Source organism: Streptomyces thermoviolaceus (assembly GCF_045209695.1).
GTDB lineage: Bacteria > Actinomycetota > Actinomycetes > Streptomycetales > Streptomycetaceae > Streptomyces > Streptomyces thermoviolaceus.
Map to the genome: position 1 here is coordinate 2,204,919 of NZ_CP109280.1, position 25,904 is coordinate 2,230,822.

The following is a 25,904-nucleotide window of genomic DNA, read 5'->3' on the forward strand; positions in this document are numbered from 1 at the left end:
GGGGTTCGGTTCCTTCCGGGTGCGAAGGGTGCGGCCCCGTGCCGGCCGGCCACGGGGGACGGCGCGCACGGGGCCGCTCGGTGGTTCACTTGCTCAGATGCTCCGGCCCGAAGGCCTGCGGCAGCATCTGCGACAGAGGACGGATGCCTGCCGGGGTCTCCAGCAGCAGCTCCGGCCCGCCGAACTCGTACAGCAGCTGCCGGCACCTGCCGCACGGGACGAGGATCTCACCACGGCCGTCCACGCAGGTGAAGTGGGTCAGCCGGCCGCCGCCGCTGTTGAGCAGCTGGGAGACCAGACCGCACTCCGCGCACAGGCCGAGGCCGTAGGAGGCGTTCTCGACGTTGCAGCCGGTGACGATCCGGCCGTCGTCGACCAGGGCGGCGGCGCCGACCGGGTAGCCCGAGTAGGGGGCGTAGGCCCGGCCCATCGCCGCGCGTGCCTCCTCGCGCAGTGCCGCCCAGTCGAACGTCGCCGCCGCGGATGTCACTTGCCCTGTCCCTTCCGGTACGGCAGGCCGTCCGCCTTCGGCATCCGCAGGTGCTGCGCGGACAGCGACAGCACCAGCAGGGTGACGAGGTACGGGGTCGCGGTCACGACCTGCTTGGGTACGTCGTCGGTGCCGGCGTACCACAGGAACATCAGCGCCGAGACCACCGCGGTGATCACCGCCGGGACGATGCGCTTGCGCCACACCAGGTACGCCACCCCGAACACCAGCAGGATCGCCAGCAGCAGGATCAGCGCGTGGACGTTGGTGGTGCCGCCGCGCAGGTTCAGGCTGTCGGTGTAACCGAACAGGCCGGCGCCCAGGGCGAGGCCGCCCGGCATCCAGTTGCCGAAGATCATCGCGGCGAGGCCGATGTAGCCGCGGCCCGCGGTCTGTCCGTCGAGGTAGACGTTGGAGGCCACGATGGACAGGAAGGCGCCGCCGAGGCCGGCGAAACCGCCGGAGATGATCACGGCGAGGTACTTGTACAGGTAGACGTTGACACCGAGGGACTCGGCGGCCACCGGGTTCTCGCCGCAGGAGCGCAGCCGCAGCCCGAAGGCGGTGCGCCACAGCACCCACCAGGACAGCGGCACCAGGGCGACGGCGACCACGGTCAGCGGCGACAGATTGGTGAACACACCACCGATCAGGCCGGCCAGGTCGGAGACCAGGAACCAGTGCTTGCCGTTGAGGGTCTGCAGCGCGTCCGACAGACCGGGCACGGAGAAGGTGCCCAGCGAGTCGATCGGCGGGGACTGCTTGGAGGAGCCCTGCGGGGCGTCCTCGAAGGTGAACTTCGACAGGTAGCGGGTCAGGCCCAGGGCCAGGATGTTGATGGCCACACCGGAGACGATGTGGTTGACGTTGAACGTCACGGTGGCGATGGCGTGCAGCACGGCGCCGATGCAGCCGCCGATGATCCCGAAGATCACACCGGTCCACGGGCCCCACTGGTAGCCGGCCCAGGCACCGAACCAGGTGCCCAGGATCATCATGCCTTCCAGGCCGATGTTGACCACACCGGCCCGCTCGGCCCACAGGCCGCCCAGGCCCGCCAGGCCGATGGGGACGGCCAGCCGGAGCGCGGTGGACACCTGCCCGGTGGAGGTGATCTCGTTCGCGCCGGTGATCAGGCGGACGACCGAGGTCAGGACCAGGACGCCCGCGATGATCAGCAGGAGCACCGGCAGGGAGAACCGGCGGCCGTTCCGGGCGGACGGCTTCGCCTGCGGCTTGGCGATGGTCGAGGTGGTCATCGGGCCGCCACCTCCTTCTTCTCGGAGTTGTTCTGGGCGGCGACCGCGGCGGCGAGTTCGGCGCCGACCCGCTTCTGCTGGCGGCGCAGGCCCCACTGCCGGACGGCCTCGTAGGAGATGACGACCGCGAAGACGATCAGGCCCTGCATGATGGTGGCGATCTCCTTCTCGTACGCCACCGGGGTGGCGTAGTCGAGCGCGGGAGAGGCCTTGTCGAGGAAGGCGATCAGCAGTGCGGCGAAGGCGATGCCGACCGGGTTGTTGCGGCCGAGCAGCGCGATGGTGATGCCGGTGAAGCCGAGACCGGTGGGGAAGCTCAGGCTGTAGGTGTGGGAGTCGCCGAGCAGCAGCGGCAGGCCGGACAGGCCCGCGACCGCGCCGGAGATCAGCATCGCGGTGAGCACCATCTTCTTGGCGTCGACACCGGAGGCCGCGGCGGCGGTCTCGGACTCGCCGGTGGCACGCAGGTCGAAGCCGAAGCGGGTGCGGTTGAGGACGATCCAGTAGACGATGCCCATGGCCACGGCGAGGAACACCAGGCCGTAGATCTCGCCGACGTCCGCGCCCAGGTCGATGCCGGGGAACCAGCCGGACTCGTGCATGGGGCCGGTCGTCATGTTGTTGCCGACCTGCACGCCCCACACGTCCTTGAGGGTCAGGTAGCCGATGAGGGCGGTGGCGATGGAGTTGAGCATGATCGTGGCGACGACCTCGCTCACGCCCCGGGTGACCTTCAGGACCCCCGCGATGCCGGACCAGAAGGCGCCGGTGAGCATGCCGACCAGCAGCAGCACGGGGATCTGCAGGAAGGACGGCAGGGCGAGGTGGGCGCCGACCGCGGCGGTGATCACCGCGGCGAGCCGGTACTGGCCGTCGACGCCGATGTTGAACAGGTTCATCCGGAAGCCGATGGCCACCGCCAGCGCCGCCAGGTAGTACATCGACGCCTGGTTGATGATCAGCACCTGGACGTCGGAATAGCCGGCCTGCTGGAGCATCAGCGTGTACGGCTCGATCGGGCTCTTGCCCGAGGCGATCAGCACGACCGAGGTCAGCACGATCGCCGCGACGAGGGCGATGACCGGGCCGGCCACCGCCAGGAGCACCCGCTCCTTGTCGAACTTCTTCATCGGGCCTCGCCCTCCGGGCCGGCGGTGTCGTCGGTGTCTGCGTGTTCCAGGTGGCCGGAGGCGGCACCCGTCATGGCCGAGCCCAGCTCCTCGGGGGTGATGGTGGCCGGGTCGGCGTCCGCGACCAGCCGGCCGTTGTAGATCACCCGCAGGGTGTCGGACAGGCCGATCAGCTCGTCGAGGTCGGCGGAGATCAGCAGCACGGCCAGGCCCTCGCGGCGGGCGGCGCGGATCTGGTCCCAGATCTGCGCCTGCGCGCCGACGTCCACACCGCGGGTGGGGTGGGCGGCGATGAGGAACTTCGGGTTGTGGCTCATCTCCCGGCCGACGATCAGCTTCTGCTGGTTGCCGCCGGACAGGGAGGCGGCGGTGACGTCGATGCCGGGGGTGCGGACGTCGTACTCCTCGACGATCCGGCGGGTGTCGGCCTGGGCGGCCTTGGGGTCGAGCCAGAAGCCCTTGGCGTTGGGGCGTTCGGTGACGTGCCCGAGGATGCGGTTCTCCCACAGCGGTGCTTCCAGCAGCAAACCGTGGCGGTGGCGGTCCTCGGGGATGTAGCCGACGCCGCTCTCGCGACGCTTGCGGGTGGGCCAGGCGGTGATCTCCTCGCCCTCCAGTGTGATGGTGCCGGAGTCGGCGGGCTTGAGGCCGATGAGCGCCTCGATCAGCTCCGTCTGGCCGTTGCCCTCGACGCCCGCGAGGCCCAGGACCTCGCCGGCGCGGATGGTGAAGCTGATGTCGTCCAGGACGGCACGGCCGCCCTCCGCCTCCAGCCGCAGCTTGTCGACGGTGAGCACGGGCCGGTCGGTGACGGTGGACTCGGCGGTCTCCGGGGTGGGCAGCTCGCTGCCGACCATCAGCTCGGCGAGCTGGCGCGGGGTGGTCTCGGAGGGCACGGCGGTGCCGACCGTGGTGCCGCGGCGTATGACGGTGATGTCGTCGGCGACCGCGAGGACCTCGCCGAGCTTGTGCGAGATGAAGATGACGGACAGGCCCTCGGACTTCAGCTCGCGCAGGTTGGCGAAGAGCGCGTCCACCTCCTGCGGGACGAGCACGGCGGTGGGCTCGTCGAGGATCAGGGTGCGGGCACCGCGGTAGAGGACCTTGAGGATCTCCACGCGCTGACGGTCGGCGACACCGAGGGTCTCCACCAGGGCGTCGGGGCGCACCCCGAGGCCGTACCGGCCGGAGATCTCCTCGATCTTCCTGCGGGCGGCGCCGCCGATGCCGTGCAGCTTCTCGCTGCCCAGCACGACGTTCTCCAGCACGGTCAGGTTGTCGGCCAGCATGAAGTGCTGGTGGACCATGCCGATGCCGCGCGCGATGGCGTCGGCGGGGCTGTTGAAGGCGACCTGCTCGCCGTCGATCGTGATGGTGCCCTCGTCCGGCTTCTGCATGCCGTAGAGGATCTTCATCAGGGTCGACTTGCCGGCGCCGTTCTCGCCGACGAGGGCATGGACGGTGCCCTTGCGGACCGTCAGATGGATGTCGTGGTTCGCCACGACACCGGGGAAACGTTTGGTGATGCCCGCGAGCTCCACCGCGGCGGTCGAGGAAGCGGTGGGCGGAGGGCTGCTGGACGCGTCGATGGCGCACTCTCCTTGAGAAAGGGGCCCGCAGCTCTACGCGCATAGCGCCCCTGCTGTACACACTGCCCGGGCCCCGGCCGGTGCTGTGTCACCGGCCGTCCGGTCCGAGCATTCTGCCGTGAACGGGGTGCGGGCCGCTGTGGTCACCCGCACCCCGTTTCCCGGCCGGGACGCTGCCCGGCAGCGTCCTTGGCGACCGTGTCTGCGACAGGCCGGGCCCGTCTCAGGAGGTCTTGACGGTGATGGTGCCGTTCTTGATGGCTTCCTCGGCCTTCTTCACCGCGTCCTGGATCTCGGCGTTGTTCTTGAAGACCGGGTTGGAGTCGGACAGGCTCACGCCGCCGGTGGCCAGGCTGGCCCGCACCTCACCGGTCTGCGGCGTGCCGTCCTTGACCGACTTGGCCAGGTTGTACACCGCGCCCGCGACGTCCTTCATCGCCGAGGTGAGGATGGCGTCCTTGTACTTGGCCAGCGCGGCCTGCTTGTACTGGTCGGAGTCGACACCGATGGCCCAGATCTTGTGCGTGGACGCCGCCTTGATGACGCCCTGGCCGGACAGGCCGGCCGCGGCGTAGATGACGTCGGCGCCGGCGTCGATCTGGCCGTTGGCCGCGTTCTCGCCCTTGTCGGGGCTGGAGAAGCCGCCCTCGGAGGCGGTCTCGGTCAGGTACTGCGACTTGACCGTGACGCCCTTCTTGGTGTCCTGGACACCCTGCTTGAAGCCGGCCTCGAACTTGTGGATGAGCGGTACGTCGACACCGCCGATGAAGCCGACCACGTTCGACTTGGTCGCCTTGGCCGCGGCCACACCGGCCAGGTAGGAGGCCTGCTCCTCGTGGAAGACCAGGTCGGCGACGTTGTTCGCCTTGACGGTCTCGTCGTCGACGATGCCGAAGGTGGTCTTCGGGTACTTGGCGGCGACCTCCTTGACGGCCGGCGCGTAGGCGAAGCCGACGCCGATCACCGGGTTGTACCCCTGCTTGGCGAGGGTCTCCAGACGCTGGACCTTGTCGGCGTCCGACTCCCCGTCCTGCGGCTCGACGGCGGTGGACTTGTAACCGAACTCCTTGTCGGCCTTCTCCATGCCGGCGGTGGCGGCGTCGTTGAAGGACTGGTCGCCCTTGCCGCCGACGTCGTAGGCGAGGGCCAGACCGAGGTTCTTGCCTCCGCCGGCGGACTCGCTGGACGAGCTGCCACAGGCGGAGACGGTGACGGCGAGGGCTGCGGTTGCCACACCTGCAACCGCGATACGGGACACCCGGCGCATGGAACGAGACTCCTTCGTGCAAGCGCCCGGACCAGGCGCTGGTTCCGCCGCAGCGTAACGCGCGTAGAACAGTCGGAAAACCCCTTCTGTCCCCTCCGTTATCGAGCTGTGGCCGCACCGTGCGCGACTCGCACGGACAGCGCCGGATCTCTTGCGGAGGGCGAGGTGTTGCCCGGCACGCAGCTGTGCCGAGAACCCCCGTGCGGCGAGGCGAGCCGAATCCTACTGGAGGCGGCGGACGACGGTGGCCGTTCCGGTACGGTCCGCTCGCCGCGGGCACGAGGCGCAGACGGCGACGCCGCCGGTCCGGCGAACGGCCCCGGTGCCGGGGCCGTTCTGGAAGCGCCGCAGTACCGCACGGACCGCGTCGCCGCACATCTGCGGTACCGCGCCGGATGCGGCGGGGTGCTCAGTGCGCCGGGTGCAGCAGGGCCGCCGCGGTGAACAGCTCCACGCCGACCCGGATCGCGGACTCGTCCGCGTCGAAGTCGCCCTGGTGCAGGTCGCGCAGGGTCCGCTCGCCGGGGGTGCGCACGCCCAGCCGGGCCATGGCGCCGGGCACGTGCTCCAGGTACCAGGAGAAGTCCTCGCCGCCGAGGCTCTGTTCGGTGCTCTCCACCGACTCCGGGCCGCGCCGGGCGGTCATGGCCTTGCGCAGCAGTTCGGTGACCTCCGGCCGGTTGACCACCGGCGGCACCCCGCGCACGTAGTTGATCTCCGACTTGGCCTTGTGCAGGTTGGCCACCTCGTCGATCGCGGCGACCACGATGTCGGGGGCCTGCCGCCAGGCGTCGATGTCCAGGCAGCGCACGGTGCCGGACAGTTCGGCGTGCTGGGGGATGACGTTCGGGGCGTGCCCGGACTCGATGCGTCCCCAGGTCACGGCGAGCCCGGCGCGGGTGTCGACCCGGCGGCCGACCAGTGCGGGCACATCGGTGACGACCCGCGCGGCCGCAGTGACCAGGTCGGTCGTCAGGTGCGGACGGGCGCTGTGCCCGCCGGGGCCGTCGAGGGTGACCTCCAGCCGGTCGCAGGCGGAGGTGATCGCGCCCTGCCGCAGCCCGATCATCCCGGCGTCCACGCGCGGGTCGCAGTGCACGGCGAGGATGCGGCTGACGCCCTCCAGCACACCCGCCTTGATCGCCTCGGTCGCCCCGCCGGGAAGCACCTCTTCGGCGGGCTGGAAGATCAGCCGGACGGGCCGCGGCAGCAGACCCTGCCGGTCCAGGTCGGCCAGGACCAGGCCGGCGCCGAGCACCACGGTGGTGTGCACGTCGTGGCCGCAGGCGTGGGCGCGGTCGGGCACGGTGGAGCGGTACGGGCACTCGGTCTTGGTGTCCGGGATGGGCAGCGCGTCGATGTCGGCGCGCAGCGCGAGGATGCCGGGGGTCACGGCGCCGGGGATCAGGTCGTCCGCGCCGGGCCCGGCGGGCCGACCGATGTCGTCGGTGTCCGCGGCGTCAGCGCCGATGTCGCAGACGAGGCCCGTCCCGGCCGGAAGCACCCGGGGAGCGAGGCCGGCCTTCTCCAGCCGCTCCTTGATCGCGGCGGTGGTGCGGAACTCCTGGTTGCCGAGCTCCGGATGCATGTGCAGGTCGCGGCGGAACGCGACGAGTTCGGCGAACAGCGCCTCGGGCAGGGTGCCGGGCAGCGTGGCTTCCGCGGGGACTTCGACCTCGGACTCTGGGGACATCAGGTGCTTCACCCTCTGGAGGGTATGCCGCCGGAACGGTCAACTGTCCCACGATCAACAAAAATTCAGCCCGTCAGGGGAAAGAAAAACCGGCCGCCGGCGCATGGACGTGGTCCGGGACGGGTACACATCGGCAACCGTCCCGCACTGCTTTCTTCACGGATACCACGCCCGGCGGGGGCCACGCCCCTCATGTCCGAGCTGTGGACACCACCACACGTACGTCTGACCAGCGAGTACCCCACAGGTGCCGAGGTCAGCCGGGCTGCGCCGTCCGGGCGAGGCGGTGCACCGCCCGTGCCGTGTCCGTCACCCCGGCCAGGAAGCGCCGGGCGGCCGGGGAGGCACCGGCGGTCAGCCAGGCGGGGTCGATGTCGCAGACGGCGACCCGGACACCGGTGCCGGCCAGGGCGAGCGGCAGGGTGTGCACGACCGTCGAGGGGAAGCTGAGCACCGTACGGCCGACCGGGCCGCGCCGGGCGATCAGTTCCAGCGGCAGGTCGGGCCGGACCACCTCCAGGCCGGTGGTGACCGCGACCCGGTGCAGCTTGTCCGCGCTCTCCCGGCGGTGGGCGAAGTAGCGGCGCGCCCCGTGCGCGGCGGCCAGGGCGCGGACCGCGCCGAGGTAGCGGTCCCGGTCGACCACGCCCGTCTCCACCAGGGAGGTGCCCACGAGGTCGGCGCCCGCGAGGACGCGGGGCGGGCCGAAGCGGGCGCGGGTCCAGGCGAGGCCGTTGCCGGTCACCGTCACCCCCTCGGGCACCTCGTCCAGCGGCATCGCGGAGAAGATCTCCACCCGGCGTTCCCGGGCACCGGTGCGGCCGGCGCCCGGGGTGAGCCGGCGGCGGGCGAGGGCCGAGACGGGAGCGAGCAGCGCCTCGCGCGGGCCGGGCCGGCCGCCCTTGCGGTGCCAGCGCACCAGCCGTTCCCCGCGGCTGAGCTGAGCGGCGAACTCCAGGGTGGCGGTGCCGTCGTCCACGACCACGAGGTCGGGCGCCCGGGTGAGGGCGAGCAGCAGGTGCACGTACCGGGAGAACGGATCGCCCACCACCACGCGCCGGGCCCGGCGCAGCCACCCGGCCAGGGCGCCCACGGTGCGCACCGGTGCCCCGGCGCCGCCGCGGGCCTCCTCCCAGCGGACCTCGTGTCCGTCCCGGCGGGCGAGCTCGGCCATGCGCCGCAGCTGGCCGCGGGTCATCGGGTCGGACGGGGACAGCACGACGACGGTGAGCGGCCCGTCCTGCAGCGGCCCCCGGGCGTGGACCCACTCCAGGACGTTGAGCAGCTGCACCGGGCTCTCGACGAAGGCGAGGGTGCGGGGGGTCATGACGGCGGCACCGCGGTCCGGGCTCACACCGCGACCGGCGCGCCGGCGACCGGCTCACCGGCCGCCGCGGCGCGCTCGGCCTCGGCGACGACACCGGCGACCCGGCGCAGCTTCTTCATCGGCGCCAGCTCGGAGTCGTAGACCCGCTTGACGCCGTCGCCGAGCGCGGTCTCGATGGTGCGGATGTCGCGGACCAGGCGGGCCAGGCCCTGCGGCTCGACGGAGGCCGCCTGGTCGGAGCCCCACATGGCGCGGTCGAGGGTGATGTGGCGTTCGACGAACACGGCACCGAGGGCGACGGCGGCGAGCGTGGTCTGCAGGCCGGTCTCGTGGCCGGAGTAGCCGATCGGGACGTTCGGGTACTCGTGCCGCAGGGTGTCGATCACCCGCAGGTTCAGTTCCTCCGCCTTGGCCGGGTAGGTGGAGGTGGCGTGGCACAGGACGATGTTCTCCGAGCCGAGGACCTCGACCGCGTGCCGGATCTGCTGCGGGGTGGACATGCCGGTGGACAGCACGACGGTGCGGCCGGTGGCGCGCAGGGTGCGCAGCAGCTCGTCGTCGGTGAGGGAGGCGGAGGCCACCTTGTGGGCGGGCACGTCGAACTTCTCCAGGAAGGCGACGGACTCGGTGTCCCACGGGGAGGCGAACCAGTCGATGCCCTTGTGCCGGCAGTAGGCGTCGATCTGCCGGTACTCGTCCTCGCCGAACTCCACCCGGTGCCGGTAGTCGAGGTACGTCATCCGGCCCCAGGGGGTGTCGCGTCGGACGTCCCACTGGTCGCGCGGGGTGCAGATCTCAGGGGTGCGCTTCTGGAACTTCACGGCGTCGCATCCGGCCTCGGCGGCCACGTCGATCAGCTTCAGAGCGGTGTCCAGGTCGCCGTTGTGGTTGATGCCGATCTCGGCGGTGATGTAGACGGGGCGACCGGGGCCGACCTCGCGGGTGCCGAGGGTGCGGATGCGGGGGTGGGTGGTCGTGACGGTCATGACGGCAGATGTCCTCACGTGAACAGGCAAGGAAGAGATGGGGGTCGGGTCAGAAGGAAGAGATGGGGGTCGGGTCAGGCGGGAGGATCAGGCGGGGAGGGCGTCGAGCCAGGGGCCGAGCAGCCAGCCGGCGATCTCCCGGACCGCGCCGGCGCCGCCGGGGCGGGTGGTGACCGCGCGGGCCGCGCCGCGCACCGCCTCGTGGGCGTCGGCGACCGCCACGGGCCAGCCGACGAGGGCGAAGCACGGCAGGTCGTTGACGTCGTTGCCGGCGTAGAGCACCCGCTCGGGCGCGACGCCCTGCTCCTCGCACCACTGCTTCAGCGCCTGGTCCTTGCGGTCCACGCCGTGCAGCACGGGGATGCGCAGTTTGCGCGCGCGGGCGGCGACGACCGGGTTCTGCTCCGTGGACAGGATCAGCAGCTTCAGGCCGGCGCGGCGCAGCGCGGCGACGCCCAGTCCGTCGCCGCGGTGGACGGCGACGAACTCGTGCCCCTCGGCGTCGATCAGCACCCGGTCGTCGGTCTGGGTGCCGTCGAAGTCGAGGACGACGGCGTCGACGTCGCCGGGGCCGGGCAGGGCGCCGGGCCGGCCGGCGTCGAGGAGGGGCGCCAGGGCGCGGGCGCGGGCCAGGTCGTGCGGGTCGTCGATCTCCAGCACCCGGGCCGGGTCGGTGCGCACCAGCTCGGTGCGGCCGAAGAAGCGGTGCCGGTGGCTGCGCAGGCCGTCGGCGTCCATGGCGTAGGCGGCGCCGGTCTCCAGCAGGTCCTCGGGGCGGTCCTGGCGGCGCGGGCGGTGGGTCTTGGCGTGGTTGACGCCGGTGCCGCCCGTCCGGGCGTCCGTCTCCCGCCACACGAAGCCGTGGAAGGGTGCGACGGTCAGGGCGGTGTCGGCGCCGTCGACGGCGACCGCGCGGGCCACCGCGTCGATGTCCTCGGGCAGCAGGAACGGGCTGGTGCACTGCACCAGCAGCACCACGTCGGCCCGGGTGCGGTGCCGCTCCTCGTGGTCGTCCAGGGCGTGCAGCACGGCCGCCTCGGACGTTGCGGTGTCGTCGGCCAGTGCGGCGGGCCGCAGCACCACCTCGGCGCCGGCCCGGCGGGCCGCGGCGGCGATGGCGGCGTCGTCGGTGGAGACCACCACGTCGGTCACCAGCCGGGCGGCCCGGCAGGCGCGCACGGCGCGCGCCACCAGCGGGACGCCGCCGACGGGGGCGAGGTTCTTGGCGGGCACGCCCTTGGAGCCGCCGCGGGCGGGTATCACCGCGAGCACGCGGCGGTCGCGGGCGCCGCGGCCCGCCGGGGTGTCGGTCATGGGTTCTGCTCCTCGGGCAGGGGTCTCGGTGCGGCTCACAGCTCCCCCAGCCGCCGCACGACGGGGGCGATGCGCTGGACGCCGTGCCGGTAGGCGCCGCGGGCCGCACGGCGCACGAGCTGCCGGGCCGGTCCGGGGGCGCGGTCGGCGGGCGGGGTGCCGGGCAGCAGGGCGCCGTCGGGGGCGAGGTGGTGGCGGGCGAGGATGCCGGGCAGATAGCCGGGGGCGGTGGCGAGGCTGTACCAGGGGGCGAGCGGCGGCAGCCCGCCGGGCGTGTCCAGCAGGGAGTCGACGCGGGCGCGGGCCGCCGCGAAGGCGGTGTCGCCGGAGCCGTCGGCGGCGACGCCCTGCCGGGCCGTCCACCGAGGGTCGGGCTCGGGCAGATGGCCGGCGTCGAGCTGGTCCCAGGAGGCCAGGCAGCCGGAGCCGGTGAAGTAGTGGTTGCCGAGCGCCTCGCGCACCCCGAGGTCGGTGAGGATCGCGGTGGGGATGTGGCGGTGCAGGGCCTCCAGGGCGGCGGTGGAGCTGACCGTGACCAGCAGGTCGGTGCCGTCCAGGACCTCGCCCATGGGTCCGTGCACCAGGTGCAGGTTGGGCGGCAGGTCGGTGGCGCGGGCGAGCTTCTGGTAGGGCAGCTCCTCCAGGTGCGTGGTGTGCTCGCCGACCCGGGAGCGCAGCTTGAGCAGCACCTGCCGGTCGGGGTGCAGCCGGGCGTGCCGGATCAGCCGGTCGAGGAGGTAGGCGCGGTCCGTGCGGGTGTCCGGCACGGACGGCTGGGCCGCGAAGACCACGGTGTACGGCCTGTTCCCGCCGCGCGCGGCCCAAGCCCCGCGGTAGGGGGTGCCGCCGAGGAAGGGCAGGGCCGCCTCGGTGACCGCGGACGCGTCCGCGCCCACGCCCTCGTACACGGCACGGAACCGTTCCGCGTCGTGGCGGGAGTTGGCGAGCACCAGGTCCGCCCCGTGGCGCAGCAGCAGTCCGTCGGCGAGCTTCTCGTACACCACGCCGACGTAGCCGGTGACGACGACGGGCCGCCGGGTGCGCGCCGGCCACACCTGCCGCAGGCCGTGCAGGACCGCCTGCACGCCGCCGCCGACGAGGGCGAGGACGAGGAGGTCGTACGGTTCGTCCCCCGCGGTGGTGGTGTCCATGACACGCAGGAACTCCACGGTGCTGACCTCGCGCAGCGCATCGGCGCGGACGCCGACCTCGGTGAGCTGGCGGGGGGTGGGGGTGGCGCGGCCCCGCAGCAGGTAGCCGTCGAGCCGGAGTCCGTCCCCAGCGAGGCGCCGCGCGGTCAGCGCGCCCCATTTCCACCGGGTGTCGGAGTCCGCGAGTACGGCCACGCGCCGGGTTTTGTTCGCACTAGCTGGCACGCCGACGACCGTAGGAAGGCATTTCCAGCTTCCGCCCAACCGGAACGCAACAGCCGGTGAACAGCACACCGCCGGAAACGGAACCGGCCCCGGGACGCAGGGCGGGGCAGCCCGGTTCACGGCATCGCCACGCGCCGTTCACCGCCGGTCGAGGTGCGGGTAAGGAGGCGGGCGGGGTCGGCGCCCTAACGTCACGCGCGTGGTCAAGCTCTCCGTGATCGTGCCGTTCTACGACGTGCAGCACTACGCGCCCGACACCCTGCGCAGCCTGCGGGCGAACGCGCGCGACGACATCGAATTCGTCCTCGTCGACGACTGTTCGCACGACGCGACGCCGGACCTTCTCGCACAGGCGGCGAAGGAGCTGCCGAACGCGGTGTACGTCCGGCACGAACGCAACGGCGGCCTGGCGACCGCCCGCAACACCGGGATCGACCGGGCCCGCGGCACGTATCTGACGTTCCTGGACGGCGACGACTGGCTGGCGCCCGGCCACTACCCGCGGCTGCTGGCCGCCGCCGAGGAGCTGGGCTGCGACTTCCTGCGCACCGACCATGTGCAGTGCACCGGGCGCACCCGCACGATCCACCGGGTCCCGCACGGCCGGCGCGGTGTGGTGCTCAGCCCCCGGGAGGCGATCCTGCCCGCGGACCGCTCCACCTCGGTGGACTACCCGTACGTCTGGGCGGGCATCTACCACCGCCGGCTGGTCGAGCGCGGCCTGCTGCACTTCACCGACGGGCTGCGCACCGCCGAGGACCGGCCGTGGATCTGGCGCCTGCACCGCGAGGCGGAGTCCTTCGCGGTGGTGGGTCTGCTCGGGGTGCACTACCGGCGCGGCGTGGCCTCCTCTCTCACCCAGATCGGTGATGTGCGCCAGCTGGACTTCCTGCGCGCCTTCGACCAGGTGATCGCCGAGACCGCGCAGGACGCGGAGGCCGAACGGCTGCTGCCGAAGGCGGTGCGCAGCTACTGCGCGATCATCGCGCACCATCTGGGCCGCATCGACCGGTACGAGCCGGCCGTGGCCCGCCGGCTGAAGTCGCTGAGCGCGGCGGCCCTGCGCCGGCTGCCGCAGCGGGTGCTGGACGAGGCGCTGGACGCCATGGACGTGCAGCGGGCCACGCGGCTGCGCCGGCTGCGCCGCCGTCCCCTCGTCGCGGAGGCCGCCGCATGACCACGCAGCTCTTCCTCGCCTCCACGCTGTACGGCACGGCCACGCTCGCCGCCGCCCTGGACTCCGGGTGCTTCTCCCCGGCCGGGCGCCGGATCCTGGTGGTGACCAACAACGCGGCGGTCCCGGAGACCACGCCGTCGCTGGACCGGCAGGCCGGCTTCGAACGGCTGCGGGACCGCTTCGACGAGGTGGTGTCCTGGAACGAGGCCATCGCCCCCTTCCACCCGGGCGGCTGGTCCCCGCGCCGCGACGACGTCCCGCTGTGGGAGCGGTATCTGCGGCTGCTGTGGCGCCTGGGGGACGACGACGTCGAGCTGGCCGTGGAGTCGATCCAGGTCGACCCCGCGCTCGGGTTCTGCCGGATCTTCCCCGACGCCCCGGTCACCGTCTACGCCGACGGGCTGATGAGCTACGGCCCGACCCGCACCCGGATCGACCCGCTGGTCGGCACCCGCATCGGCCGGCTGCTCCACCTGGACCTGGTGCCCGGGCTGCGGCCGGTGCTGCTCACCGAGTTCGGCGTCCCGGCCCGTACCGTGCCCGCGGACGCCTTCGTGAAGGTGCTCGGCGAGCTGGCCGGCGCGGCCACGGCGGTGCCCGAGGTGCCGGACGGTCCGGCGCTGCTGCTCGGCCAGTATCTGTCCGCGCTGGACATCTTCTCCCCCGAGGAGGAGGAAGAGCTGCACCTGCGGATGGTGCGGGGCGCGGTCGCGCTCGGGCACAGGACCGTCGTCTTCGCCCCGCACCCCTCGGCACCGCCCCGCTGGTCCCGGGCGCTGGAGCAGGAGGGCGAGCGGCTCGGCGTCACCGTGACGGTGCTCGGCGCCCCCGTCCTCGCCGAGGTGCTCTACCAGCGGCTGCGCCCGGCCCTGGTGGCAGGCTGCTTCTCCACCGGGCTGCTGACCGCCTCGCGGCTGTTCGGGCTGCCGGTCGCGCGCACCGGCACGGATCTGCTGCTGCGGCGCCTGGCACCGTACGAGAACAGCAACCGGGTCCCGGTGACGATCGTCGACGCGCTGCTGCCCGACCTGGCCGACCGGGAGGCGGTGCGGGAGCAGCGGCGCGGGACGGACGCCGAGGAGCTGGGCGAGCTGGTGCGCGCGGTGGCGTACGCGATGCAGCCGAAGATCCTGGCGGCGCTGCGTCCGCAGGCCGAGCGGTATCTCGCCGCGCACCGGGACGCCCGTACCCTGCGCTATTTCAGGCGGCGCCGGCTCACCTCGCTGGCTCTGCCCGGTGGGGTGCCGCCGCAGCTGGCGTTCGTCCCGCGCACCGCGGCCGTGCGGCGGGTGGCACGGCGGGCCCGGGCGCTGCGCCGGGGCAGGGGCCGCTGACCAGCCGGGGGCGGGCGCCGGGCCGGGTCGGGGCCGCTGACGGCACCGGTGGCGACTTCGGGCCGCGGACTCCCCGGCGGGCCCGCGGTGTTCACGTGGTGCGGGACCGTGCCTGTCGGGCCCGCGATGTTCAGGTGATCCCGGACGGTGCTCGCCGCGTCCGCCGGTTCACCTGATCCCGTACCGCGCCTCGATGCCGGCGATCACCAGCGCCAGCCCTTCCTCGAACTGCTGGTCGAAGTCGTCGAAGAGCAGCCGGCCGGCCGCCGCGGCGAGCGGATGGTCCGCCATGCGCCGGGCGCGTTCCTCGATGCCGTACCCCTCCCGGCGCTCGCCCGGCAGGGGGCGCACGCCCTGCTCCTCGGTGACGAAGCCGAGCGTGTACAGGGTCGCCGCACGGCCGGCGGCGACCGCCTGGTCGAGAGTGAACCCCGCGGCGGTGAGCAGGCGGAGGGTGTCCTCCAGCCCGGCGGCATGGTCGGTGCCGGTGAGCCGCGAGCCGCTGTACACCTTGGCGCCGTCGCGGTAGCCGAGCAGGGCGGAGCGCAGTCCGCGGCTGGTCTTCAGCAGGCGCTCCTGCCAGGTGTCGTCGGCATCCAGGCCGAGGCCCGCGACCATGCGCCGGTGCATCAGCGTGGCCATCTCGTCGAGCAGCGCCTGCTTGTCCTCGAAGTGCCAGTACAGCGCGGGTGCCTTCACCTCGAGTTCGCGGGCGATGGCGCGCAGCGTCAGGCCGTCCAGGCCGACCTCGTTCAGCAGCCGCAGTGCGGTCTCGGCGACCCGGGTGCGGTCCAGGGGCGGGCGTCGTTCGGTGCTCACCCTTGACACCTTAACAGCGTTAAGGGCACGCTTGCGGCCCGGGACTTAACAGCGTTAAGGGGGAGTGGGAGATGACGGACGTCCTGATCGTGGGGGCGGGGCCGACCGGGCTGACGCTGGGCATCGACCTGGCCCGGCGGGACGTGGACGCGCTGGTCGTCGAGCGGGCTGACGGGTTGCTCCCGGGCTCGCGCGGCAAGGGGCTCCAGCCGCGCACCCTGGAGGTCTTCGACGACCTCGGTGTGCTCGGCGCGATCCGCGCGCACGGCGGCCCCTACCCGGTACGGATGGTGTGGAAGAACGGCGAACGGATCGGCGAGCAGCCGATGTTCGACGCGCTGGAGCCGGACGAGGGGGTGCCGTACCGGGAGCCGTGGATGGTGCCGCAGTGGCGGACGCAGCAGATCCTGCGCGACCGGCTGGAGGAACTGGGCGGCCGGGTGGCGTTCGGACGCGAGGCGACGGGCCTGGACCAGGACGCGCAGGGTGTGACGGTGCATTTCGCCGACGGCGGCACCGTCCGCGCGCGGTACGTGGTCGCCGCGGACGGCGGACGCTCGACGGTACGGCGCGCACTGGGGGTGGAGATGGCCGGGGAGACGGTCGACCCGAACCCGTTCCTGGTGGCGGACGTCGGGGTGCGGGGCCTGGACCGGGACCACTGGCACGCCTTCCTCGCCGACGACGGCACGGGGCTGATGCTGTGCCCGCTGGCCGGCACGGACGACTTCCAGCTGGCGGCGCGGCTGCCGCAGGGCGAGGACCCGGAGCCGACGCTGGAGGGTGTACGGACGCTGGTCGCCGCCCGCACACCCCTCGACGCCTCGGCGGTGACCCGGCTGGGCTGGGCCTCCGCCTACCGGCCGCGGGCGGCCCTGGCCGACCGTTTCCGGGTGGGCCGGGTCCTCCTCGCGGGCGACGCCGCGCACATCCACTCCCCGGCCGGCGGACAGGGCCTGAACACCAGCGTCCAGGACGCCTACAACCTGGGCTGGAAGCTGGCCGCGGTGCTCCGGGACGGCGCGGACGAGGCGCTGCTGGACAGCTACGAGGAGGAGCGGCGCGCCAACGCCGCCGAGATGCTGGGCCTGACCACCAAGGTGCACCGGGGCGAGGTGCGGCGCGGCAAGGCGACGGTGCAGCTGGATCTCGGCTACCGCGGATCCTCGCTGAGCATGGAGACGCGCCGGGACCCGTCCGGAGTGCAAGCCGGCGACCGCGCCCCGGACGGAAGGGTGGACGGCGTCCGTCTCTTCGACGTCTTCCGCGGGCCGCACTTCACGCTGCTCGGCGGCCGGTCCCCGGTGGCCGGGGTGCGGTCCCTTCCCGCGGCTCCCGCGTCGTACGGCCCGGGGGTGTTCCTGATCCGCCCGGACGGGTACGTCGGCTGGGCGGGCGAGCGGGCGACGGCGGACGGGCTCGCGGCCTGTCTGGCGCGGTTCGGGCTGCGCTGACCGGCGCCCTGCACCGCCGGGGGCGGGTCGCTGCTCCGCACCGACGGGTGCGGACCGCCGTCCTGCACCGCCGGGTGCGGGCCGACGCCCGTCACCGTCCGCCGCCGGCCCGCGGGACGATCCGGCGGCGGGCGCTCGCCTTCCGGCTCAGACCCGGCTCAGAACACGTCGCTGGGCGTGTAGGTGCCCCACACCTCGCGCAGCGCGTTGCACACCTCGCCCACCGTGGCCCGGGCCCTGAGCGCCTCCTTCATCGGGTACAGGACGTTGTCCTGGCCCTCGGCCGCCTTCTTCAGTGCGGCGAGGGCCGTGTCCACCGCGCCCTGGTCGCGCTCGGCGCGCAGCTTCGCCAGCCGCTCGGCCTGCTGCACCTCGATCGCGGGGTCGACGCGCAGCGGCTCGTACGGCTCCTCCTCGTCCAGCTGGAAGCGGTTGACGCCGACCACCACCCGCTCGCCGGAGTCGGTCTCCTGGGCGATGCGGTAGGCGTTGCGCTCGATCTCGTCCTTCTGGAAGCCTCGCTCGATGGCCGCGACGGCGCCGCCGAGGTCCTCGACCTTCTGCATCAGCTCCAGCGCGGCCGCCTCCACCTCGTCGGTCATCTTCTCGATGACGTAGGAGCCGGCGAAGGGGTCCACGGTCGCGGTCACATCGGTCTCGTAGGCGAGGACCTGCTGGGTGCGCAGCGCCAGGCGGGCGCTCTTGTCGGTGGGCAGCGCGATCGCCTCGTCGAAGGCGTTGGTGTGCAGCGACTGGGTGCCGCCGAGCACCGCGGCCAGGCCCTGCACCGCCACCCGGACGAGGTTCACCTCCGGCTGCTGCGCGGTCAGCTGCACCCCGGCCGTCTGCGTGTGGAACCGCAGCATCATCGACTTGGGGTTCTTCGCGCCGAACTCCTCCTTCATCACCCGCGCCCAGATCCGGCGGGCGGCACGGAACTTGGCGACCTCCTCCAGGATGGTCGTGCGGGCCACGAAGAAGAAGGACAGGCGCGGGGCGAAGTCGTCCACGTCCATGCCGGCCGCGACCGCGGTGCGCACGTACTCGATGCCGTCGGCCAGGGTGAAGGCGATCTCCTGCGCGGGCGAGGCACCGGCCTCCGCCATGTGGTAGCCGGAGATCGAGATGGTGTTCCACTTGGGGATCTCGGCCCGGCAGTACTTGAAGATGTCCGCGATCAGCCGCAGCGACGGCTTGGGCGGGAAGATGTAGGTGCCGCGGGCGATGTACTCCTTGAGCACGTCGTTCTGGATCGTGCCGGTGAGCTTCTCCGCCGGGACGCCCTGCTCCTCCGCCACCAGCTGGTACAGCAGCAGCAACAGCGCGGCCGGGGCGTTGATCGTCATCGACGTGGACACCTTGTCCAGCGGGATGCCGTCGAACAGCACCCGCATGTCGTCGATCGAGTCGATCGCCACACCCACCTTGCCGACCTCGCCGTGCGCGATCGGGGCATCGGAGTCGTGGCCCATCTGGGTGGGAAGATCGAAGGCGACCGACAGGCCCATGGTGCCCGCCTCGATCAGCTGCTTGTAGCGGGCGTTGGACTCCGTGGCCGTGCCGAATCCCGCGTACTGGCGCATGGTCCAGGGGCGGCCGGTGTACATCGTCGGGTACACGCCCCGGGTGAACGGGTACGCCCCCGGCTCCCCCAGTTTCTCCGCCGGGTCCCATCCCTGGAGATGCTGCGGTCCGTAGACCGGCTCGATCGGCAGCCCGGACTCCGACTCGCGCGCCATGGTGTGTGCCTCCGCCTCGTTGATTGCTCGCCGACTGCTCGCCGGTGCGGCCGCCCTGGCACGGACTGTAGTGGCGGCCGTGCGGTCCGTGGAGTGCCCCACGCTGGGACCTTGCTCACAACAGCGGCCCCGTCCGTGCCCCGGACGGACCACATGCTCGTACCGCCCGCTGTCGCTTCCCACTGTGCCTCCTGGTTCACCGGCGGTCACGTGTGGGGAGACATGGCATGGACCACGCACCACGGGACGACTGCATCACGTTTCGACAGGCGAAGGCGGCGTGACGCGGCTCGGCGCCCGGGGACGGGCGCGCGCGGCACGGCACCGGGGAGACGGTTGGACGGAGCGCATGCGTAGCGGAGTCATGAGACGAACGAGTGCCGCCGTTGCGGCGGCCGTGGCACTGACGGCGGTCTACGGCTGCACGGTGCGGACGCCGGGCACGGACACCGGCGCGGACACCGACGGCCGCCCCCGCTCACCGGTGCACATCGAGATCCCGGCCACCCGGTCGCCCGACGGTCGCTCCCCCGCCGGACCGACCGGGCACACCACCGCACCGTCGAAGCGCCCGGCGGCCACGTCCTCCGCCCCGGCCACCTCGCCGGAACCCGCACCGCCCGCGCCGACCCTCTACCGGCGCGGCGACAGCGGAGTCGCCATCCGTGAACTCCAGGCCCGGTTGCGGCAGATCGGCTGGCTGCACGAAGGCCCGACCGGCACCTACGACGCCACGACCGAGCAGGCCGTCGCCGGTTTCCAGGGCAAGCGGGGGCTGCCGCGCACCGGACGCACCGACACCGTCACCTGGCAGCGGCTGCTGTCCATGACCCACCGGCCCGGGAAGTGGGAGCTGTATCTGATGGGCGGTCAGCCGGCCGGCGCGCCCGATGCGCGGTGCCTGACCGGACGGGTGCTGTGCATCGACAAGACCACCCGGACCCTGCGCTGGATGATCGACGGCCGGACGGTCTCGACGATGGCGGTGCGCTTCGGCACGGAGGCGGCACCGACCCGCGAGGGCGTGTTCCAGGTCTTCTGGAAGTCACGCGACCATGTCTCCACGCTCTACGACACGCCCATGCCGTACGCCATGTTCTTCAGCGGCGGCCAGGCCGTGCACTACTCCGCCGACTTCGCGGCCCGCGGCTACGCGGGCGGGTCGCACGGCTGTGTGAACGTCCGCGACAAGGCGGCGATCGCGCAGCTCTTCGATCAGGTCAAGGTCGGCGACAAGGTCGTCGTCCACTGGTGAAGCCCCGGCGAGGACGGGTGGACGACGGGCTGCCGACCGGCGGACACGAGGGCGAGGCGCGGGCGGGACCGGGGGAACATGTCCCGCCCGCGCCGGGCACGGGCTGCGGGTACGGGGGGAACCCAGGCGCCGTGCCGAGGCCGATGACCAGTCGGCCACTGAGTACTGCGCCCGGAGAGCCGGAAACGTTACGCCCCCGCGCGAGACGTCCCGGGGCGCCGCGGACGCATCGGCCCGGCGCGAGCGGACCGAGGGCAGGCCGGTCAGACGTTCATCGAGGCGCGGACGTCCTCGCCGGCGCTCTCGTCGCTCCCGTGACCGTGACCGTTCCCCCAGTGTGCGTACCGGGTGCCGCCCTGGGTGCCGTGGTCGTCGCCCGGGTCAGGGCCGTGGTGCCCCTGTCCGGGCCGGCCGTGCTCCCCCTCCCCGTCCCCGTCCTTGTCCTCGTCCTTGTCGTTCCGTCCGGTGCCGTTCTGCCCGTTCGGGTGGCCGCTGCCGGGGGCGAGACCGGGGCTGCCGTCCCCGCCGGGACCCTCCTGGCGGTCGGGACCGTCCTGACCGTCGCCCCGGCCGTCGTGGTCGTCCCGGCCGCCCGCACCGTTCTGGTCCTCGGGGTGGCTGCGGATCTGGCCGGTGAGGAGGGTTGGATGCGGCCGCCCCTCGATGGCCTTGCCGCCGTGCGCGCCCTTCTCGCCCGCGCCGTCCTCTCCCCACGGGCCGGGGGCGCCGACCGCGCCCCGGCCGGCCCTGTCGTCCGCGGTGTCCTCGTCGCCCCGGCCGGGTTCGCCGGGACGGTGGGAGGGCCCGGGCTCGGCGGCCCGGCCGTCGTGCTCCCCGCTCCGGGGCCCGGCGGTGGACTCGCCGCGCAGCGCGTCGCGGCCGACGGCGTCGGAGGAACCGGGCGCGGCTTCCTCGGTCGCCGGCAGCTCGCGCGCGATGTCCGGCGAAGCGGCAGCGGGCCCCTGCGGGGCGGGCCAGTCCGACACGGAGGCGGCGGGCGAGGGCCGGGCGTCGCCGAACGGGGTGGGCAGCACGGTGGTGGTCACCGCCGCCGCGCCGATCGCGCTCGCGGCCAGCGCGGCGGACAGTGCCAGCCGCACCGGGCGGCGCCGGACCGGGTGCCTCGGCCGGCCGCCCCGCTCGTGCGCCCGCGCGCCCGGTCGTCCGCCCAGCCGGAGCAGGCCCGCGTCGGCCGGCGGCAGCCCGGAACGCCGGGCGGGCAGGCCCCCGCCCAGGCCGGCTTCGGCGGTGCCCGCGGACCGCGCGGCGTCGGCGGCCTCCGCCCGGGCCTTGCGGAAGGCCGCCAGCGCGGCCGCCTCGCCGGGCAGTTCCTCGTCGGCGGGCGGCTCGGGGCACAGGCCGGCGGTCAGGGAGTCCAGCGCCCGGGCGAGCCGTTCGGCGCGGGCGGTGACGGCGGTGTCGGCGGTGCCCGGCGGCTCGCCGCGCAGCAGGCGCTCCGCCGTGTCGCGGTCCAGCCATCGGTACTGCTCGTCGGCCATCACATGTCCCTCTGCGTCCCGGAGCGCGGATGCGTCACAGCGGCGGACGTCACCGGAGGCCTCTTCGGTTGCCGCGGTGCCGGCAGCGCGTCGAGCCCGTCGGCGTACGCCGGATCGTCGGCGAGGAGTCGCGCGAGCCGTTTCAGACCGCGGTGCGCGGCGGTGCGGACGGCACCCGGCCGTTTGCCGAGCGTCTCGGCCGCGGTCTTCGCGTCCAGGCCCATCACCACGCGCAGCACGACGGCCTCGGCCTGGTCCTGGGGCAGGCGGGCGATCAGGGACAGGGTGTGGCCGGTGGTGAGGGACTCGATGGCCTCGCTCGCGGTGTCGGACTCGGCGGGCCGGCCGGTCAGTTCCGTCTCGTCGCCGCCGGTCACGGGGCGCCGGCCGCGCATGCGGATGTGGTCCAGGGCGCGGTTGCGGGCGATGCGCGCGGCCCAGCCGCGGAACCGGTCGGCGTCACCGCTGAACCGCCCCAGATCGCGCGCTATCTGCAGCCATGCCTCCGAGGCCACGTCCTCGGCGTCCGGGTCGCCGACCAGGGTGCGGACGTATCCCAGCAGTCGCGGATGCACGCTGCGGTACACGGTCCGGAACGCGGCCTCGTCCCCGTCCTGCGCCGCCCGTACCGCGGCGGTCAGCTCCGCGTCGTCCCCCTGCACCCGTGGTCCTCAGTAGATCGAGCACGATCGTCACCGGCGGCATCGCCGTCGCCGGATGCGGTGATCATGCATGGTCGCGCTTGACGCGAAAGGCACGTTACGACCTGAAACCGTCCGCCGTCCATGGCTGTACAACTTGCAACCAAAACGTTTCGGTGGTCGGCCGGGAACCGGGTGTGACACACCACGCATGCCCGGCGCTGTATCAAGTACGGGCCGCCGCGCGGCCCGCAGCACGCAACGGCCGGGGCCTCTCCTGTGGGGGGTGGCGGCCCCGGCCGTTGCCCTGCCGCCACGGGTCTCCCTCCCCCTGCCCGGCCATGCGGCCCGTGACGTGACGTGACGTGACGCCTGCCGACCACCCCCGTCCCGGCGACGCCCCGTCCGTGCGCCGGTAACGGCACGCTTCCTGCCTCGGTACTGCGCGTCGCGTGCGTCTGTACCGCACTGCGCGTCGCGTGCGTCTGTACTGCGCGACGTCGTGCGTCCGGTCTGCGAGCCGCGTGCGTCAGTGGTGCGGGACGCGCCGGCCCGCCAGTGCGTCCAGGCACAGCAGGCGCAGCGACCCGGTCCCGGTGAAGCAGCGCCGGGCCTCGTCGATCGGGTCCCACAGCAGTCCGTCCGGGGTGCGGATCCAGTGGTCGCCGCCGGAGGCCCACCACTCCGCACCGGACGCCCGGACGATCACCTCGCCGGCGTAGGCGCCGAAGCCCCGCAGCACACGGTCCACGGCGGCCTGCGGGGTGCCCTCGCGCCGGAGGTCCTCGATCATCCGGTCGACCCGCCACAGGCTCTGTGCCGAGTAGTCCAGGCGCAGCCGGGCGCCCTCGCGCATCGTCGCCACGACGTCCGCGGCCCACCGCACCGGCCGCGCCGCGGCATGCGGCCTGGTCCGCTGTCCCGTCATCGCTTCCTGTGTCGTCATGTCCGGGACAGCGACGTCCGGGGCCGCGGTGTCACGCCGGATCGGGCGGGTTTCCGCGACCCGCGCAACACCGGCGCAGCTTGCCCTCAGGACGCACACAACCTGCGCATACCGCGGCCCCGGTCCCGGGGCGGCGGGCCCGGGACCGGGGCCGGGGGCGGCGGTCCGCTCAGCCGAGCTTGTCGGCCAGCGCCGTGAAGTCCGTCCAGGACAGCGGGGGCTTGTCCGGGTCCCACAGCTTCTGGACGGTGGCCCGCAGCGGCATGCGGATGCCGGCGGCCACCTGCTGCTCGGTCTGCGCCCGGGGCAGGTCGCTCCAGACGGCGAAGCTGCCGCCGAGGATCTGGCTGTCGTAGCGGGCGGGAACGGCCTCGGTGCCGCGCAGCACCCGCGGGGTCCACTGCTCGTAGATGCGCTGCCCGGTCGGGTAGACGAAGGTCTGCGGCTGCCCGAGGACGTAGTAGAAGAACTCGTCGTTGTAGTTGAGCACCTTGCGGCCCTCGGCCAGGTACGCGTCCGGCTGCCGGGCGCCGATCTCCTTGCCGGTCCAGTAGGCGACCTCGATGTCCTCGTCCGGCCGCACGGAGGTGTCGCGGTAGAAGCCGTCGTTCCAGGCGCGGGGGGTACGCCCGTGGTCGCGGACGGTGGCGGCGCGGGCGTTCAGCCAGCCGGTGGCGAGGTCGGCGACGGTGCCGGAGGGCCCGTAGGCCTTCCGGGCGGCGGCCGCCAGCTGCGGGTAGGAGGCGGCGGGGTCGCGCACGGTCAGCGCCTGGTACTCGTCGCCGCCGAGGTGCCAGTAGGGGCCGGGGAAGAGGTCCGCGTATTCGCCGAGGAGATCGTCGACGATCTTCGCGGCCGCGGGCTGGGAGATGTCGAGGGCGCCCCGGGACGCCACGCCCTGCGCGTTGCGCAGCTGCAGATCGGGGTGGGCGGCGATGACCGCGCCCAGGTGGCCGGGCGAGTCGATCTCCGGCACGACGGTGATGTGCCGGGACGCGGCCAGGTCGACGATCCGTTTGACCTGGGCCTTGGTGAGGTGGTCCTGGGAGACGATCTCCGGGTGGGTGTCGGACTCGATGCGGAAGGCCTGGTCGTCGGAGAAGTGCAGGCCCAGCTCGTTGTACTTCAGGTCGCCCAGTTCGCGTATCCGGTCCTCGATCCAGCCGGCCGAGTACGGCTTGCGGGCGATGTCCAGCATGAAGCCGCGGCGCGGCTTGGCCGGCGCGTCGTTCACCACGCCCTCGGGGGCGGCGCCGGCGCCGCGCACCTCCTGCTTCAGGGTGCGGGTGCCGTAGAAGACGCCGGTGTCCGCGGGCCCGCTGATGGTGACCCGGCCGTCGCGGACGGTCATGGTGTACGACTCGGGGTTGCCCTTCTGGCCGCCGCCCAGCGTCAGGTGGACGTCCCCGGTGCGCACGTCGTCCGTGCGGCCGCCGTAGGACAGGCCCAGCTCTTCGGCGATCAGCTTGCCCTCGTCGGCCAGCGAGTCGTCGGAGACGACCACCCGTTCACCCTTGGCCGGCCGCCATCCCGGGCCGCGGGCGGCGGTGAAGTCCCGCACCGCGGGGATGGTGCGCGGGGCCTGGGAGAGCGGATAGGTCGTGGAGGGACTAGCCGGAGAAGCGGGCTGCGGTGCGCTGCGGTCCGTGCCCGGCGTGTCGCCGTCGCCACCGTAGGCCCACAGCCCCAGTCCGGTGCCGAGGCCGACCGTGGCGGCGAACACTCCGCCGACCAGGAGGTACCTGTGCCGCGGCCTGCTGCGCGCCGGAGCCCGGCGGTGCCTGTGCTGACTCACTCTGCCAACGTACGGCCTGTCCGGACAGCATGCGTCCACTGCACGTCCTCAAACTCTTCCGTACGGGTGAAATCTGCTCACCGACCGGACAGTTCCCGATCACGACCGATAGCGTGACGGTCACCCTCACGTTCCCCTGCCGTCGCACGGGACGCCGCCGTCGCGGCGCCCGCGATCCCGTACCGCCGAGGACCCACACTGCCCGCGCTGAATCCGCAGTGCCTGGAGCACTTCAACACCGCACCCGCCCCGCAGGCCCGCCGCACCCTGCTGACCTGCCTGCGCAGCCCCCACTGGGCCGGGCGGCTCGCGGCCCACCGTCCCTACCCTGACCTGCCCGCACTGCTGGCCGCGGCCGACGAGGCCACGTACGACCTGGACGAGCACGACCTCGCCCGCGCCCTGGCGGCCGAGCCGCCGCCGGCCCTGCCCGAGGGGGCGTACACGGCCGCCTCCACCGCGCTGAACGCGGCGTACGCCGCCTACGCGGACAAGTTCGGGCACCCCTTCGTCCTCTGCCTCGACGACGTCCCGCCCGGCGAGGTCCTGGACCGGCTCCTGGCCGCGGTCCGGTCACGATTGACGAACGATCCCGTGGAGGAGCGCACGGTCGCGGCGGAGGAGCTGCGCCGTCTGGCGCGCGGACGCCTCACCCACGCCCTGCAGGGGCGCGACCAGCCACGACGTGCCCGGATGCGCCCGGCGCCGCGGCGTGCGCGACCGGCATCCGCCCCCGCTGACCCGTCCGTGCACGTTTGAGTGCCTTCTCGATCACACCGGCAGGCCCCCCGCAATGCTCACGGCAACCCCTCGC

General features: G+C 73.2%; 21 protein-coding genes. 5 read left to right on the plus strand and 16 right to left on the minus strand.

The genetic code is table 11. The features are described 5' to 3' along the window. Positions 1-85: 85 nt before the first annotated feature. The 10 genes from OG899_RS09560 to OG899_RS09605 form a co-directional block, all read right to left on the minus strand. Complete coding sequence (locus tag OG899_RS09560) at positions 86-490, minus strand: cytidine deaminase (RefSeq protein WP_125496830.1); 405 nt, start codon at positions 488-490, stop codon at positions 86-88. Continuing rightward, complete coding sequence (locus OG899_RS09565) at positions 487-1,749, minus strand: ABC transporter permease (protein ID WP_125496829.1); 1,263 nt, start codon at positions 1,747-1,749, stop codon at positions 487-489. The genes OG899_RS09560 and OG899_RS09565 overlap by 4 nt, the downstream gene beginning before the upstream one ends. Then, a complete protein-coding gene (locus OG899_RS09570; protein ID WP_406310988.1) occupies positions 1,746-2,879 on the minus strand; it encodes an ABC transporter permease in 1,134 nt (377 codons plus the stop codon). Before OG899_RS09570 ends, OG899_RS09565 begins: the two co-directional genes overlap by 4 nt. Beyond that, entirely contained in the window at positions 2,876-4,468 is a 1,593-nt protein-coding gene (locus tag OG899_RS09575) for an ABC transporter ATP-binding protein (protein ID WP_125496827.1), read from the minus strand. Before OG899_RS09575 ends, OG899_RS09570 begins: the two co-directional genes overlap by 4 nt. A gap of 223 nt (positions 4,469-4,691) precedes the next feature. Next, positions 4,692-5,735, minus strand: a complete 1,044-nt coding sequence (locus OG899_RS09580) for a BMP family protein (RefSeq protein WP_125496826.1) — start codon at positions 5,733-5,735, stop codon at positions 4,692-4,694. A gap of 409 nt (positions 5,736-6,144) precedes the next feature. Next, the gene (locus OG899_RS09585) at positions 6,145-7,428 is read right to left on the minus strand and encodes an amidohydrolase (protein ID WP_168131414.1); all 1,284 of its coding nucleotides are present in this window, start codon (positions 7,426-7,428) and stop codon (positions 6,145-6,147) included. A 256-nt stretch (positions 7,429-7,684) separates the two neighbouring features. Further along, positions 7,685-8,755: a hypothetical protein gene (locus OG899_RS09590; RefSeq protein ID WP_125496824.1), complete on the minus strand. Its 1,071-nt coding sequence runs from the start codon at positions 8,753-8,755 to the stop codon at positions 7,685-7,687. Positions 8,756-8,778: 23 nt separating this feature from the next. Further along, positions 8,779-9,741 carry an N-acetylneuraminate synthase family protein gene (locus OG899_RS09595; RefSeq protein WP_125496823.1) on the minus strand — a complete coding sequence of 321 codons (963 nt, stop codon included), beginning with the start codon at positions 9,739-9,741 and terminating at the stop codon, positions 8,779-8,781. 87 nt (positions 9,742-9,828) lie between these two features. Next, complete coding sequence (locus tag OG899_RS09600; protein ID WP_406310989.1) at positions 9,829-11,055, minus strand: cytidylyltransferase domain-containing protein; 1,227 nt, start codon at positions 11,053-11,055, stop codon at positions 9,829-9,831. Between the two features lie 35 nt (positions 11,056-11,090). Continuing rightward, on the minus strand, positions 11,091-12,431 hold the full coding sequence (locus tag OG899_RS09605; protein WP_125496821.1) for a DUF6716 putative glycosyltransferase: 1,341 nt from the start codon (positions 12,429-12,431) through the stop codon (positions 11,091-11,093). 199 nt (positions 12,432-12,630) lie between these two features. Here OG899_RS09605 and OG899_RS09610 point away from each other — a divergent pair, with 199 nt between their 5' ends. Together OG899_RS09610 and OG899_RS09615 are read left to right on the plus strand one after the other, a co-directional pair. Then, positions 12,631-13,608 (plus strand): glycosyltransferase family 2 protein, encoded by a 978-nt coding sequence (locus OG899_RS09610; protein ID WP_406310990.1) that lies wholly within the window; start codon positions 12,631-12,633, stop codon positions 13,606-13,608. Continuing rightward, on the plus strand, positions 13,605-14,942 hold the full coding sequence (locus tag OG899_RS09615) for an alpha-2,8-polysialyltransferase family protein (RefSeq protein ID WP_168131412.1): 1,338 nt from the start codon (positions 13,605-13,607) through the stop codon (positions 14,940-14,942). Before OG899_RS09610 ends, OG899_RS09615 begins: the two co-directional genes overlap by 4 nt. 168 nt (positions 14,943-15,110) lie before the next feature. Here OG899_RS09615 and OG899_RS09620 read toward each other — a convergent pair whose 3' ends face one another. Beyond that, entirely contained in the window at positions 15,111-15,761 is a 651-nt protein-coding gene (locus OG899_RS09620) for a TetR/AcrR family transcriptional regulator C-terminal domain-containing protein (protein WP_125496818.1), read from the minus strand. A gap of 71 nt (positions 15,762-15,832) precedes the next feature. On the opposite strand from OG899_RS09620, the gene OG899_RS09625 reads away from it, so the two are divergent. Beyond that, the gene (locus OG899_RS09625; protein WP_125496817.1) at positions 15,833-17,215 is read left to right on the plus strand and encodes an FAD-dependent monooxygenase; all 1,383 of its coding nucleotides are present in this window, start codon (positions 15,833-15,835) and stop codon (positions 17,213-17,215) included. Positions 17,216-17,373: 158 nt separating this feature from the next. Here OG899_RS09625 and OG899_RS09630 read toward each other — a convergent pair whose 3' ends face one another. Continuing rightward, positions 17,374-18,954: a methylmalonyl-CoA mutase gene (locus OG899_RS09630; protein WP_125496816.1), complete on the minus strand. Its 1,581-nt coding sequence runs from the start codon at positions 18,952-18,954 to the stop codon at positions 17,374-17,376. A 364-nt stretch (positions 18,955-19,318) separates the two neighbouring features. On the opposite strand from OG899_RS09630, the gene OG899_RS09635 reads away from it, so the two are divergent. Beyond that, complete coding sequence (locus OG899_RS09635) at positions 19,319-20,209, plus strand: L,D-transpeptidase family protein (protein ID WP_168131411.1); 891 nt, start codon at positions 19,319-19,321, stop codon at positions 20,207-20,209. Between the two features lie 263 nt (positions 20,210-20,472). Here OG899_RS09635 and OG899_RS09640 read toward each other — a convergent pair whose 3' ends face one another. The 4 genes from OG899_RS09640 to OG899_RS09655 all read right to left on the minus strand — a co-directional run bounded on the left by OG899_RS09640 (position 20,473) and on the right by OG899_RS09655 (position 25,090). Further along, on the minus strand, positions 20,473-21,708 hold the full coding sequence (locus OG899_RS09640) for an extensin (RefSeq protein WP_406310991.1): 1,236 nt from the start codon (positions 21,706-21,708) through the stop codon (positions 20,473-20,475). Next, entirely contained in the window at positions 21,708-22,370 is a 663-nt protein-coding gene (locus tag OG899_RS09645) for an RNA polymerase sigma factor (protein WP_125496813.1), read from the minus strand. The genes OG899_RS09640 and OG899_RS09645 overlap by 1 nt, the downstream gene beginning before the upstream one ends. A gap of 508 nt (positions 22,371-22,878) precedes the next feature. Continuing rightward, entirely contained in the window at positions 22,879-23,295 is a 417-nt protein-coding gene (locus OG899_RS09650; RefSeq protein WP_125496812.1) for a hypothetical protein, read from the minus strand. Between the two features lie 169 nt (positions 23,296-23,464). Then, on the minus strand, positions 23,465-25,090 hold the full coding sequence (locus tag OG899_RS09655; protein ID WP_189428014.1) for a glycoside hydrolase family 20 protein: 1,626 nt from the start codon (positions 25,088-25,090) through the stop codon (positions 23,465-23,467). A 174-nt stretch (positions 25,091-25,264) separates the two neighbouring features. Here OG899_RS09655 and OG899_RS09660 point away from each other — a divergent pair, with 174 nt between their 5' ends. Next, a complete protein-coding gene (locus tag OG899_RS09660; protein WP_399415789.1) occupies positions 25,265-25,849 on the plus strand; it encodes a 2-oxo-4-hydroxy-4-carboxy-5-ureidoimidazoline decarboxylase in 585 nt (194 codons plus the stop codon). The last annotated feature ends 55 nt before the right edge of the window (positions 25,850-25,904 follow it).

Coding starts and splice junctions, on each gene's coding strand:
- OG899_RS09585 (WP_168131414.1), bottom strand. CDS start 7,428: ATGTCCCCAGAGTCCGAGGTCGAAGTCCCCGCGGAAGCCACGCTGCCC.
- OG899_RS09630 (WP_125496816.1), bottom strand. CDS start 18,954: ATGGCGCGCGAGTCGGAGTCCGGGCTGCCGATCGAGCCGGTCTACGGA.
- OG899_RS09650 (WP_125496812.1), bottom strand. CDS start 23,295: ATGACGACACAGGAAGCGATGACGGGACAGCGGACCAGGCCGCATGCC.
- OG899_RS09600 (WP_406310989.1), bottom strand. CDS start 11,055: ATGACCGACACCCCGGCGGGCCGCGGCGCCCGCGACCGCCGCGTGCTC.
- OG899_RS09635 (WP_168131411.1), top strand. CDS start 19,319: ATGAGACGAACGAGTGCCGCCGTTGCGGCGGCCGTGGCACTGACGGCG.
- OG899_RS09580 (WP_125496826.1), bottom strand. CDS start 5,735: ATGCGCCGGGTGTCCCGTATCGCGGTTGCAGGTGTGGCAACCGCAGCC.
- OG899_RS09565 (WP_125496829.1), bottom strand. CDS start 1,749: ATGACCACCTCGACCATCGCCAAGCCGCAGGCGAAGCCGTCCGCCCGG.
- OG899_RS09590 (WP_125496824.1), bottom strand. CDS start 8,755: ATGACCCCCCGCACCCTCGCCTTCGTCGAGAGCCCGGTGCAGCTGCTC.
- OG899_RS09595 (WP_125496823.1), bottom strand. CDS start 9,741: ATGACCGTCACGACCACCCACCCCCGCATCCGCACCCTCGGCACCCGC.
- OG899_RS09640 (WP_406310991.1), bottom strand. CDS start 21,708: ATGGCCGACGAGCAGTACCGATGGCTGGACCGCGACACGGCGGAGCGC.
- OG899_RS09625 (WP_125496817.1), top strand. CDS start 15,833: ATGACGGACGTCCTGATCGTGGGGGCGGGGCCGACCGGGCTGACGCTG.
- OG899_RS09570 (WP_406310988.1), bottom strand. CDS start 2,879: ATGAAGAAGTTCGACAAGGAGCGGGTGCTCCTGGCGGTGGCCGGCCCG.
- OG899_RS09615 (WP_168131412.1), top strand. CDS start 13,605: ATGACCACGCAGCTCTTCCTCGCCTCCACGCTGTACGGCACGGCCACG.